The organism is Photorhabdus sp. P32, assembly GCF_038085095.1.
Taxonomy (GTDB): Bacteria; Pseudomonadota; Gammaproteobacteria; order Enterobacterales; family Enterobacteriaceae; genus Photorhabdus; species Photorhabdus luminescens.
In genome coordinates this window covers 1-12997 of sequence record NZ_JAZGJN010000183.1, presented here as the reverse complement: position 1 = coordinate 12997, position 12997 = coordinate 1, and the positions used below count along the sequence as shown (strand labels likewise).

At 46.1% G+C, this 12997-nt stretch carries 9 protein-coding genes and 3 pseudogenes; 4 read left to right on the top strand and 8 right to left on the bottom strand.

Going from position 1 to position 12997, the window contains the following annotated elements:
• The 3 genes and pseudogenes from V2H77_RS02295 to tssM form a co-directional block, all read right to left on the bottom strand.
• On the bottom strand, positions 1-1454 hold a 1454-nt coding region (locus tag V2H77_RS02295), incomplete at its 3' end, for a type VI secretion system Vgr family protein (RefSeq protein ID WP_341497503.1).
• Positions 1455-1475: 21 nt separating this feature from the next.
• Positions 1476-2816, bottom strand: a complete 1341-nt coding sequence (locus tag V2H77_RS02290; RefSeq protein WP_341497502.1) for a VasL domain-containing protein — start codon at positions 2814-2816, stop codon at positions 1476-1478.
• Positions 2817-2896: 80 nt separating this feature from the next.
• Positions 2897-5008, bottom strand: a pseudogene (tssM, locus tag V2H77_RS02285) (type VI secretion system membrane subunit TssM); the annotation flags it as partial.
• Between the two features lie 334 nt (positions 5009-5342).
• Between tssM and V2H77_RS02280 the strand changes: the two are divergent.
• The 3 genes from V2H77_RS02280 to V2H77_RS02270 all read left to right on the top strand — a co-directional run bounded on the left by V2H77_RS02280 (position 5343) and on the right by V2H77_RS02270 (position 8774).
• Positions 5343-6779, top strand: coding sequence for a DNA cytosine methyltransferase (locus V2H77_RS02280; RefSeq protein WP_341497501.1), 1437 nt, complete (start codon positions 5343-5345; stop codon positions 6777-6779).
• A gap of 7 nt (positions 6780-6786) precedes the next feature.
• Complete coding sequence (locus V2H77_RS02275; protein WP_341497500.1) at positions 6787-7260, top strand: very short patch repair endonuclease; 474 nt, start codon at positions 6787-6789, stop codon at positions 7258-7260.
• Positions 7261-7454: 194 nt separating this feature from the next.
• Complete coding sequence (locus V2H77_RS02270) at positions 7455-8774, top strand: MvaI/BcnI family restriction endonuclease (protein ID WP_341497499.1); 1320 nt, start codon at positions 7455-7457, stop codon at positions 8772-8774.
• 316 nt (positions 8775-9090) lie between these two features.
• Here V2H77_RS02270 and V2H77_RS02265 read toward each other — a convergent pair.
• Positions 9091-9639 (bottom strand): annotated as a pseudogene (locus tag V2H77_RS02265) (Imm43 family immunity protein).
• A 213-nt stretch (positions 9640-9852) separates the two neighbouring features.
• Here V2H77_RS02265 and V2H77_RS23570 point away from each other — a divergent pair.
• The gene (locus tag V2H77_RS23570; RefSeq protein WP_430200107.1) at positions 9853-9966 is read left to right on the top strand and encodes a DUF7706 family protein; all 114 of its coding nucleotides are present in this window, start codon (positions 9853-9855) and stop codon (positions 9964-9966) included.
• Positions 9967-10025: 59 nt separating this feature from the next.
• Here V2H77_RS23570 and V2H77_RS02260 read toward each other — a convergent pair whose 3' ends face one another.
• The 4 genes and pseudogenes from V2H77_RS02260 to V2H77_RS02240 all read right to left on the bottom strand — a co-directional run.
• Positions 10026-10454, bottom strand: a complete 429-nt coding sequence (locus V2H77_RS02260) for a hypothetical protein (protein WP_341497497.1) — start codon at positions 10452-10454, stop codon at positions 10026-10028.
• Complete coding sequence (locus V2H77_RS02255; RefSeq protein WP_341497496.1) at positions 10451-10993, bottom strand: RHS repeat-associated core domain-containing protein; 543 nt, start codon at positions 10991-10993, stop codon at positions 10451-10453. The genes V2H77_RS02260 and V2H77_RS02255 overlap by 4 nt, the downstream gene beginning before the upstream one ends.
• Positions 10994-11441: 448 nt before the next feature.
• On the bottom strand, positions 11442-12005 hold the full coding sequence (locus V2H77_RS02250) for a DUF4303 domain-containing protein (RefSeq protein ID WP_341497495.1): 564 nt from the start codon (positions 12003-12005) through the stop codon (positions 11442-11444).
• 417 nt (positions 12006-12422) lie between these two features.
• Positions 12423-12997, bottom strand: a pseudogene (locus V2H77_RS02240) (RHS repeat domain-containing protein); the annotation flags it as partial.

Genomic DNA, 12997 nt, shown 5'->3' with positions numbered 1-12997 from the left:
CTGCCCGGCAGGGCGCCCGGCGGGAGATTGCCGGCATGGTAGGTGCGGCCGGTGACTATCGGCTGGTCCGGGTCGCCGTTAAGAAAGTCCACCACCACTTCCTGCCCGATACGCGGTATCGCCAGCATGCCCCAGCCCTGACCGGCCCAGGGCTGGGTGACCCGTATCCAGCAGGAACTGTTGTCGTTGCTCCGGCCGTAGCGGTCCCAGAGGAATTGCAGGCGGATGCGGCCGTATGCGTCGCAGTAGATTTCTTCGCCTTCCGGGCCGACCACTTTCGCTATCTGCGGGCCCTCCACGACCGGTTTGGGTAACGGGGCCGGGCGCCAGTGCTGGTTATAGGGAATGAAGGTGAAGCTGTTGCTCATCACGGTGCCGCTCTCCCCGGCGGCCTGTTCCAGCGCCTGCGGCTGGCTGCCGTGATGGATGACGCCGACCAGTTGCCAGAGCCGGTTCAGGTCGTCCCGGGGATGGTGGGTCAGGGTGAACAGAACGCCGGGTTGCATGGTGGCGGCATTACTTTCACCGTCACCGGTCAGGGCATTATTGCGCAGGGCTTCCAGCCGGTAGCGGGTGAAATCGGCGCCGTGCTGCCCGTCTTTGAAACCGCCGGGAAAATCGAAGTGTTCATAGCCGGTATGCTGGAGGTCCTGCTCCCGCATCTGATGACGGAACTCCGCCGCCCAGGCCGGGTTTTTGAAGGTGTAATCTTTGAGTTCCACCGCCGCCGGTCGCACCTGCGCCTGGCGGGTCAGCCGGGTAATGCACAGTTGCCGGGCCTGTTCGGCGTCGCCGGGGTGATAGGGCAGTACCGGGCCTTTGACCACGGCGCCGGCATCGTCGGCAAACACCAGGGTGTTTTTATTGCCGCTGAATTCAAAGAAATAAAAAATACCCTCTTCGGCGGTCAGCCGTTGCAGAAAGGCAAAATCGGTTTCCCGGTACTGGACGCAGAACTCCCGTTCCGGGTGCGGGTTGCGCAGACTGAACGCCACATCCCGGACGCCGTTTTCTTTGAGCAGGGTGGTGATAATGGTCTGGATATCCTGCTGCTGAAAAATGCGTGAATTCTGGCGCAGGGTGGTGCGCCACATATCGGGCCGGATCGTCATTTTGTAGCCGGTCTGGTGTTTGCCGGTGTTGCCCTGCTCAAAGCAGGCGACCATGCCGGTGACGGTGCGTTCGACTTTGCCTGCGCGCAGGATGGTCAGGGTGGCGCGGTTGTCGAGCACCGCGGCGAAATCGACGGCCGGGTCGGCGCTGGCTAAACTGACGGTCAGGGTGAACGGGGTGGAGAAGGCTTCGTTCAGGGTGAAGGCGGAGACCACAAAGGTGTGCGGCGGCAGTCCGCCGGCGGTGAGGGTGAACTGTAAGCCGCCGGCGTCGGGGGAACTGAGGCGGTCGGCGATGTGCTGCGCGAGGTGGCCGGCGGTCTTTTTGGGCTGAAATGACATATAAGGGTTCCTTCTCTGAATTTACGGGCGGTGTTGTTCAGGGGCTGCGGTCAGTCCGGCGGCTTGCTGCAACGCGTAGTACCGGCTGAGCAGGGCGTTAAAACGGTCGTCGGTCTTTTTTATCAGCGCCGGGGAGACGGCCTGCCCCTGTTCGACGGCAGCGGCAAGCTGGCGCAGCAGCTCTTCCAGCGGAACGTCACGGTTGTGGCTGTGCTGAATCTGATAAATCGCGGTTTTCAGGTAAGAGAGGGTGAAACTGCCCCGGTTGCGCTCCTGTTCCAGGATTTTGTCCGCCAGCAGCTGGAGCTGATGCCGGGTCTGGCGCCAGCTGCCGGGTGCCGGCGCAGTCTCCAGCCGGATAGCCTGGAGCTGCTGCCAGCGCTGCGTTTCATGCTGCTGCCGGCTGTCCTGCGGCCAGGTTTTTTGCGCCGTGCCGGTGAGCTGCTCAGCCTGTTGCAGGACGACCAGCGGGGAGGTGTCCGCTAACCGGGTTAACTGCTGCGCGTAGGTTTGCAGGTCGGGATGAGACAGCCAGGCCAGTCTGGCCCCGTCCGGGGTGCCGGTGATGGCCGTCATCTGCTGTTGTAAGGGCCGGTAAAGGCCCAGCCAGCTGCCGGTCAGGACAAACACCCCCAGTAATACGCCCAGTCCGAACCCCTGTAATGCGCTCATCGGTCGCGGCGGGGGTTCAGGGAAACGGACCTGCACTTTGGGCTGGCTGCGGTCATCACTCATGCTGTCGTCCGTGTCCGGTTCAGGCGGCGCCGGTTCAGTGCCGGCGAGATAAACCAGCGGCGGCATCTGTACCGGTTTGGCGGCCGGTTTGGGCAGCAGTCGGGTCTGTTCCAGTTTTTTGGCGGTGTTCTGGAAGAACCACAGCAGGTTTTCGACCTTCGGCAGGCGTTTCAGGTCGGACTGCTGGAGCTGGTCGACGATGAGCTGTAAGGCCCGCTCGGCCCGGTAAATCATCCGCAGGTCGCGGGGAGTGTAATCATGCTGGCGTAAGGCGTTGCCGCTGCGGGTGTTAAACCAGTCCAGCATGTCGGTACGGACCGCCGGCTGCGGCGGCCACAGCGCGTCCCACTGGCTGACCATCACCCCGGCCAGCAGTTCGCAGCCTTCGGTAAAGCCCGCCAGACCGCTGAGTTGCATGCGGGCCAGGGTGTAGTAAATCGCGCTCTGCAAATCGACGCCGTGGGTGCGAAACAGCGTCAGGGCCAGCGATTCAATGAGTTGCCAGTTCACTGCCGGCTGAGACGGGTGGTTGATTTTGTTGATTTCTTCGCGGATTGCCGTGAACGCCGGCAGATGCATCGGGTTGCCGCCGGCACGGATAATCAGGTTTTCAGGGTGTTCACGCATGGCCGTTCATCCTTTAGCCTGCCTCCGCCGGCGCGGAGGACAGGGATGGGTTGCTATTTTGCAATGAATAAAATTTGCCATTAATACAGCGTGTCAGGCAGTCTGAACTGACTGAACAGGCCGCCGGCAAACGGGTTGTCAGATTCGTCTACGTAGATACGGTAGGTCATGTCGCCTCCGTCCACCGTGAACCGCACGTCAAACGAATCCTGACGCACGTTGGTCAGTTTGCCGCTGTTAATCAGACGCAGCTGCGCCCACGGGCCGGTGAAGCGGATGGCGCGCGGGGATTTGCCGCTGGCGTCCGGTATCAGCGTGAGCTGGCTTTCCACCCCGGCCCGCATCGAGTTGGGCCAGATGAGGTGCGCAATGCTGCTGCGGCCGTGGGCATAATCGAGCAGCTGGCCGTCGAGATTGAGCAGGCTGCGGCGTTTATTGCCGGTCAGGCTGAGGGGCTCAATGGCGAACTGGGTCCCCAGACCGTTTTGCGGCGTGAAGAAGGTGTCGCGGATACGGTCGGCCAGTTTCAGTTGCGCCAGCACATCCGGGCGGATAAGTTGTTTGCCGTCGGCGCTGTGGGTCAGGTTGTTTTCCACAAACGGTTTGAGGTTCTGCTGATAGAAGGCATCCAGCGTGCCGCCGGGGCGGAAAAAGCGGTCGAACTCACTGAGCGGCACATCCTGGGTGGCTGCCGGGTCGAACGGATAACGTCCGGCCAGGTAGGTCTGGTACTGTCTGACCACGGTGTCGCTCCATTCGATTTCCAGCGAACTGACGGCTGCCATCATCACCACCCGCCAGGTCTGTTCGGCCAGTTCGCCGACCCAGCGGTTGAGCGGCGCCGGCAGGTTTTTCGCCAGTTGCTGCACGTCGAAAATCGGGTCGCTGTTATTCTGTTCAAGCCGCTGCTGAACGGCGTTCAGGGCGGCTTTACCCGGTACCGGCGCGTTCTGAATGGCCAGCAGGTAACGGTGCAGTTCCACCAGTTTCTGATAAACCTCCTGTAAGGTGCTGTTTTTGTCGCCGTATTCCACCAGCACCGCGGTTTCCGGCGCGAATTCCCGGTTAATACGCACCCGCAGGCGGTAATCGGGGGCATCGCGTAACTGCTGCTGTTCTTTGGCCGGCAGCGTCTCGTTAATCACCGGCAGACGGGTGTTGTCGCTGAGGATTTGCAGGGCGCGGCTGATGGGTTGTTCGCCGCTGATGACCTGTTCAATGGCGCTGATGGCCTGCGGGATATCGGTAAAATCACGAATATCCAGATTGTTCATGGCCCCGCGCCAGGTGGCGGTGTAGTCCCCCAGGTACTGCTCGGTGATTTGTCGCTGGATTTCTTGGCGGTCGGTGTCGCTGTACTGCACGTTGTGCGACAGGTTCAGCACCCAGCTGTCCATGACCGTAAGGTCGATCAGCTGGTCGTCCTGTTTGACGAAGTAGTTGTTCAGGCCGTTTATCGTCAGGAACTGCGGGATAATCAGTTGCCTGTCATTATTGGCAATAAAGAGGCTGTCAAAGCTCGGGCCGATCTGGTCGCGCAGGTTAAGGGGCGGCGGCAGTGAATCCTGCGCTTTAATGCGCAGGTTCTGATAGACGCGCTGATAAATAGAGAGCTGACTCAGTTCTTTCTCGGCCTGCATGAGCGGCAGTTTGAAAGGCGCAAAGCTGCTGATGGCGGCCTGATCGCCCGCCTCCCGCGCGGCCCGCCAGTCAGTGTGGTCCAGGGCATAGTCCAGGTGAGTCAGTAACTGCGCCTGTAACGGCCGCTGACCGTTAAAAGCCCGACTCCAGCGCGTCCGCATATATTGCTCGACCAGCGCTTTATTGCGGCCGCTGCCGTCTTCCAGCATCCGCATGATGCGCAGGACTTCCAGTTTTTCTTCGCTGCCTTTAGGCGCCCGGTTCAGGTCGTCCAGCAGGCCGTTCATTAAGGCGGGCAGGAAGCGCTGAGACAGCAGTTGCAGGTAGGTGTTTTCCACATACGGGCCGATATCCGCGCCCTGATAGAGCCCCATATCCGCCAGCAGCCCTTTATGATGGTAATCCCCGTAGGCCAGCGTCGCCTCGCGGATAGGATTGAGCAGGGGCAGCTGTAAATTCCCGTTGCGGTCTTCGCCTTTGGGCGGCGGAACCGACAGGAAGGTTCTGGCCTGCGCCAGGACCTCGTCCCCTGCCCGGTAGTTTTTCTGATAACCGTCGCCAGCCAGCGGGCAGACAGGGTTTCCAGCGGGTGAGTCTGTTTAAACTGCCAGCCGGGTCTTATTAGTCATTTAGTTATTCAATCTCGTGCTATTGGATAAAAAATCTGTAACTTAATGATATTTGGTTATTTGAATAATGTTTTTATTTTGGATTGAAGATGATGGATAGAGGATTTCGTCTGAAAATAGTGTCTTAATCTATTAAAATGGTCAGATTGAATCACTGAGTAAAGTAAATAACTGTATAAATATCCACAAACATCTTTCATCTGGGTCAATTGAGTGATAATATTTCACTAAATAAAGTATTTTACGGATAAATAAAATGAAAGAATTTTTTTCTTATGCCCAGGATCTTCATGAAAAATCAAAGTTATTTCAGCAGCAAAAGTTGGCAGAAGATAAAAAGCTGATGGGGCGACTTTTTGAGTCTTATGATCAAAAAACTATTGCAGAACTTTTGCGTAAAGTAAGTTATAACGACTGGACTCGTGAAACCTTAAATCGCTGGTTTAACGGAAAATCAGTCCAAAAATTGTTAACAGAAGTTGAGGTTGCTATGCTCCAAAAAATGCTTCCTGAACCACCCAAAAATCATCCTCGATATGGTTTCCGTTTCATTGATCTTTTTGCAGGGATTGGAGGAATTCGAAAAGGTTTTGAAGAAATTGGCGGCCAGTGTGTTTTTACCAGCGAGTGGAACAAAGATGCTGTTCGAACTTACAAAGCAAACTGGTATTGTGATCCGGAGTCCCATAAATTTAATTCTGATATTCGTGAAATAACATTAAGTGGAAACCCCAAAATAGATGAAAAAGAAGCTTATAAAAATATTGATAAAGAAATTCCAGATCATGATGTTCTTTTGGCAGGCTTTCCATGTCAGCCATTTTCGTTAGCAGGTGTTTCGAAAAAGAACTCTCTTGGTCGTGCTCATGGGTTTGAGTGCGATACACAGGGAACTCTTTTTTTTGATGTGGCTAGGATTATTACAGCCAAAAAACCTGCTATTTTTCTTCTGGAAAACGTTAAGAACTTAAAAAGTCATGATAAAGGCAAAACATTCCGTATTATTATGAATACATTGAATGAGTTAGGATACGCTATTGCTGACGCTGATATCATGGGACCGAATGATCCCAAAATTATTGATGGAAAATATTTTTTGCCTCAGCATAGGGAACGGATTGTGTTGGTTGGTTTTCGAAAAGATCTGAATATTCATCAGGGATTTACACTTAGAGATATTAGTCGATATTTCCCGAAAGAACGACTGGCACTTGAGGATTTACTTGAACCAGAAGTTGACAGTAAATATATTCTTACACCTAATCTCTGGAAATATTTATATAATTATGCCAGAAAACATCAGGCTAAAGGAAATGGCTTTGGATTTGGCCTTATAGATCCCAACAATAAGGATAGCGTTACTCGCACGCTTTCTGCGCGTTACCATAAAGATGGCTCAGAAATCCTTATTGACCGGGGATGGAATAAAAAACTTGGGGAACAGGATTTTGATAATCCAGATAACCAGAAAAATCGCCCGCGTCGTTTAACACCGAAAGAATGCGCACGGCTAATGGGATTTGAGTCTCCTCAGGGAGAAACATTTCATATTCCGGTCTCAGATACACAAGCTTATCGACAGTTTGGAAACTCAGTTGTTGTGCCTGTATTTACAGCTGTTGCTAAATTATTAGCGCCTTATATAGCGGAAGCAGTGAAACAACAGCAGATAAACAAAGATCAGGCGGCATAAGTAAATTATGGCTGATGTTCACGATCCATCCACTCGTAGTAAAAATATGAGAGCAATTCGTAACTGTGATACAGCCATAGAAAAAAAGCTCGTTAAAATTCTCCATGACCTTGGGGTAACTTATAGAGTGCAGGTAAAGGAGCTCCCGGGTAAGCCTGATTTCGTTATTGATGAATATCAGGCTGTTTTGTTTGTTCATGGATGTTTCTGGCATGGGCATAATTGTCATCTCTTCAAAACTCCAGCAACCCGAACTGAATTCTGGTTAGATAAAATTGAGAAAAATATCAAAAGAGATCAATTTGTTATGAGCTCTCTTTCGGATAATAGCTGGAAGATATTAGTTATTTGGGAATGTACTTTGAGAGGACGTTTGAAACTGACAGATAATGAGTTGTCAGAAAGAATTGAAGAATGGCTATGTGCCAGTGAAACTCATGCGGAAATTGATACAGTGGGGATACATAAAATACTTTTATAGAAAAATGAATAGTTATTTGAATTAAAAGTGTTTTTTGACTATTTTCTGTAAGATACAGTTACATTACATACTAAATCGCTTCCACTTATAATTTATTTTGTTTGAAAAATAATCTATTCTTCTGTGTGGCATTCTATTTTTGCTTTAATAGAGTTAATCTATAGAAAGATTATGATTAATGGATGGAGCAGAAGATGGCTAATAAACTGATAAATATAGATAAAATATCAGTTGTCATGAAGGATTTAGGAGCTAAAAAAATTATAGTTAAGCCACTTACAAACAATGACAATTCTAAACAGCAGATATATTTAGGAACGGATTTTTCTGTCATGCAGGGTATTCCTGTTGGTGAACTGCAAAGTGCTGGTATGTCAAAAAAAGGTGCGATATTTAAGGCCGCATTAAATTTATTTTGGATAAATACTGACAGTTGTAAAGAACAGGCACATGGCTCTCAAATTATTTTATATCCTAACTATCCAGAAATTCGCCTGTCGGGAATTATAAAAGGTTGTTCAATATCACCATCTCATTTAATGCAACCTCCAACGAAAGAGGAAAGAATAAATAGATGTGATAAGAATCGTTATTTAATTCTTGGTATATGTGAAGACATGGTTTTTGCTTATATGAGCTCTTGGGAAGACGCTCTTTCCATTGAGCTCAGAGAATTAATAGATAAAAATTTAATGAATCCTGTTTTCTCTGTTTTTTATGAATATTACTCTAATATTAAAGACAGTCGTAGTGATCTTATAACTCGTTTGAAGGAAATTTATTCTTATGGTTTTATTAAATCGCAAAGACTGGATAAAAATGGTAATGTAATTGAATATAGAGCAAGAAATGGGGCAGGTTTTACTCTGGAAAGTTTATTTGGAATTATACCAAATGGCAGATCTGGGCCTGATTTTTCTGGTTGGGAATTAAAAACACATTCAGGAAGCGTTGTAACTTTAATGACACCAGAACCAAATAAAGGGGAATACATAGAAAGTTTACATAAATTTATGAGTGATTATGCATCCAGTAAAAAAGAGGATAGAGTCGATTTTGCCAGTATACATAAAATCGGATTGTTAAATGAAAAAACGAAGCTGACTTTATATCTTGAAGGATATGATTTTGATAAGAAAAAAATTATAGATCCTGATGGTGGATTAGTACTTAGGAGTATAAATGGTAATATTGCTGCTGGCTGGAATTTCGGAAAATTATTAGATCACTGGAAACGGAAACATTCTAAAACGTGTTTTGTTTCGTATGATGTAAAAAATGATGATATCCCATACTATAAGTTTGGTCCCCAAATTGTACTAGCTACAGGTGCTAGTCTTACTAAATTTCTAAGTGCACTTGAATCAAGTAAAATATATTATGATCCGGGAGTTAATATAAAGTACCAGGGAGGATTGTCTAAAGTAAAAAAAAGAAATCAGTTAAGGATAAAATGGAAAGATGTATTAAGTATTTATGACAAAACCGAGAAATTAGATTTAAATGAGAGTTAATTAAAATATGAGTTCACCGGAGCATTACGCACGGGTATTCACCTTGGTAAGAAGCCGGCCGGAAGCGATTCCGGCTTTTTGCTGTTTCAGAGAGAAAACAGAATAAAATAGCTAAAATATAGCCTATGTATATATTTACTATGAATCTTATATTTTTCTGTATTATTTCTTTATTTATCTTCTTATTTATTTTATATTTTTTTGATTTAAATTATATATTTAATATATAAGTCTAACCCTGTAAGCTATTTATTTTAAATATAAAAATAACAAAGCTGAAAGATCACGGGGATCTTTTTGGCTTTTTGCTATTAGCTTAGGGTAATTTTATTTTCCCTTTTTTGACATTAGCTTTAATGTCGTACCTAAAATTTACACAATAGTGATTCAAGACTTCATCTAATTTAATTGGCTTTATTCCTTTGATGTTTTCTTTACTGAATTTGTTAGCTACTTTTTCTGAAATAAAGATAAATCCTGCTAATAAAGTAGTTCGTATTGAAAAAATATCATAATTTAATGATTCATTATGAAAAGATAATTTATGAGGAATTAAACTTCCATATTTAATAGATGTCGCAATTAATTTCTTTAAAACATGAACGCTTAATTTAAATTCATTGATAATATCGAGAAATCTATCAGATAGGATATGAGTCATATTGTGTTGATAATAATTAAATCCCAGTTTCCTAATATTTTTATTACATAATAAATACAAAGTATTAGGGCGTTACTTATCTAATAGATAATAAGGCATATTATGCCTGGAGCCTTCATAATCCCATTTGTCATTAATTTGCTTCTCGGTATCTACTATAGCATGAAGATATCTTGGCATGAGTGAAGAATTATAATCATTCATTAATACATAACAATTCATTAATTTACTCTCCCACATTTGGTTGTAGATAAATGTCCTGACAAAATTTTATTTTTCATATCCATTTGATTATTGTTTTTAAAATCATATTTTCTTCATGTGGATGAAAAGCATCATTAAGCGTCATTTCAATAATATTGTCCTGATCATGGATAAAGAAAATTTCATTTTTGAAGCACTGGCCTTAGCACACGGCTGAACTGGGCGGAGATACGCGCCTGCGCGGTGAATGAGGAAGCGTATCAGATTAAGGATACCCTCGGTAAGCTCCGATCGGCGTTGGCTTACCGAGGGTATGCACCACGGTAGATCAAGATCAGAAGAAGGCCGGAAGATCACGCGGATCTTTCCGGCTATTCATATCTAACTCAGTGATTATCGTGTTTATAAGAAATAGATATGTATGACATACCTGATCTAGTATCTGCTATAGACTCAATACTTCCCCATGGAAAATAAAGTTTCTTTGATGAACCAAATAGTGATTTTAATAAATCATCATTGATCAATTTATTTCTCATTTGGTTTTCATTGGTAAATACATTGATTTTATTTTCTATTTCCTTATCGAACGGAAGCAATTCAATATAAATGAGAAATTCATCCTGAAAAACAGCGCTGACAATATAGTTTACATTTAAAAACAATATATTATCGATAGAATAACGGATTCTATTTCCAAAAATATAAATTTTTTCTGGATTAAGCTCTGATGTTTTTTCTAGAAAAATATCTTTTTTAATTAATGGATTAATTATTATTCCATTTAAATTCACATTACCATTAGCGTATATCATTTTAACTTCACCGAATATAAAGGCTCTAAAATCCCATCGTATTTTTTAATAACTATTTGAGGTAGTCCACCGGGACCAGCATGAGGGTTAGCTCTCACTATACCAAAGGCAGCAGGTGTATCTTCTAGAACTCTATAGGCTGTCATACCCGGCCTATATCCGAAATCTTTATGGGGTATTACCTGTAATCCTTTAAACACACCTTCTTTAGAGTATCCACTCCTCTCAACCGCTCTAACGGTTGTGTAGAAACTTCCTTGGCCTGGTGCACCTGCCATCAATATTGTGCCTTTCTTGACTGTGATATCTCGGAAACGATCAACGCCGGGATAATCGCCTTGTCCTTGCCAGCTTCTAGCAAAGTCTGATGGTGATTGAGATTCAGCCCCTGAACATCCCTCTAATCCGAGCGGATCAATCCAGTTCGCCGGATTATGCACGTAACTGTAAGGATTTACTCCTCCGGCTAAGTTCAACGGGTCTGGCGATAAGTACTGGCCTGTTTCACTCTCGTAATAACGGTGCCGATTATAAAACAAACCGCTTTCCCTGTCTTCGTACTGACCACAAAACCGCAGATTACACGTAAGGTTCCACGGGTCATTGACCGTCAGCTCCGGCCAGCACTCCGGCTTGCTCTAGGTGAGCTAGCCGGCCCGCCCAGAGCAGTTTCCCCTCTTCCGTCAGAATTTCCCGCACCGTTCCCTGATGGGTGCTCACCACATAATCGGTTGAATGAGCTGCTCTTCTGGCCGGGTCATCCCTTCAGTTAACATCCCATTTTGTTGTTATCTGACAACGCAAGGTGAGTTCACCGGAGCCTTACAGCGCAACGTTAGCTTAGTGAAATTAAGCTACGGATGCGGGAACTGATTGGGGATTATAAAATGGAATAAATATTTCTATATTATCCTTAAGAAATAACGCTAGCAATTATGCTAGCGTTATCAAAATTACCACAACTATATATTTGTAAATGAGCTATTTTTATAATTCATTTTTAACCCATTCAGTGAGTTCTTTTTTGATAGAGGGTTCATTCAATGATTTATTCCAAGTCAATACTTCCATTTCATCATAACCATCGCTCATCATAAATAAATATATTATTGATTTTGGCTTTTGAAATATATTCTCATCGATACAATGTCTGATTGCACTCAAGCACGCTTTAATAACATCATCTCTATCTTCATCTTCATCTTCATCTTCATCTTCATCTTCTTCAAATTCATCACTCATGGAAAATGCCATCATTTGTGATGATACGGAAGAAAAAGCAATGTTTTTATACAGATACTCATCATCATCTTCAGAAATAGTCTCACTAAACCATTCTGCTGGACTGTACTTGTACGTTAGAGGATATTCGTCATTTTTTACTGATTGAAAGTGCGTATTTGTATTAAATAGTAAAGAAAGTGACATAAGACTTTCATCTGTATATAAACAGAAAGAATTTATATCATCCCAATAATCCTTCTCTTTTATATGCTTTATAGCATTGGCAACACTGTCAATAATGTCTTTTTCTAACTTTAGAAAATCCATAGATATACTCCAGCACTATAATATTTTATCTTTTGCGAATAATTCACCTAGTTCTGCTAAGGCATCTTTTACTGATCTGCCCGAAGATACCGCTTCTTTTAATACATCATTAACTTTTTTCGCTGCCTCTACACTATGATTTTTGTTTGGCGCCCATACTAGGTTTTCAATTCCGTATTTAGGGTCAATCCCGGCTTCTCTCAAAATTCTCTGGCTATCTTTAATATATGGTTTAGCCGCAGTAGGACCTTTTTGGAAAACTATATGATGCGCATGTGGTCTCCACATTCCTGGAGGTGGGGTAGTACCCGTCAATTTAGTTAAATATTTTCCCCATGAACCACCTTTACTCTTTGATAATTTGCCCGCACCTAATGCAGTATTTCCTTGTTTTCTAAACTCCTTATACCGCGTATACCTTTCTGGACACACCGCCAATCCCAGCGGATCGATCCAGCCCGTCGGATTCTGCACGTAACTGTAAGGATTAAGGCCACCGGCTAACCCAATCGGGTCAGGACTGAGGTAACAACAGCCTTCCGGTGAGTAAAAGCGGTGCCGGTTGTAACAAAGCCCCGACTCTTCATCCCATAACTGCCCGGCGAATCGGAGGCCCGGGTCCAGTTCGGGATTCTCTGCCTGTCCGCCCAGCCGCAGCCCGTACAGGGACTGCTTCGGTCGCCGCCAGACCCGTTTCCCTGCCGGGTCGAACAGCGCCAGCGGCTCCCCGGTCGGGGCGCTGACCGCATACTGGGTCTGCACCTCTCCGGCCATCAGTTCCACCCGGTTGTCCAGATTGAGCGTAAACTGCTGCGTTTGCTGCGCTATCAGTTCCCAGCCGTCAAACACCAGATGGCGGATCATTTTTAGCCGGCCGTGCTGATACTCGCGGATTTCCGCCGGTACATCGCCGTCCCACAAATACGTGATCAGCTTACCGGTCTGGATACACCGTTTTTCCGTCCGTCGTCCGAAGGCATCATAGCGATAGT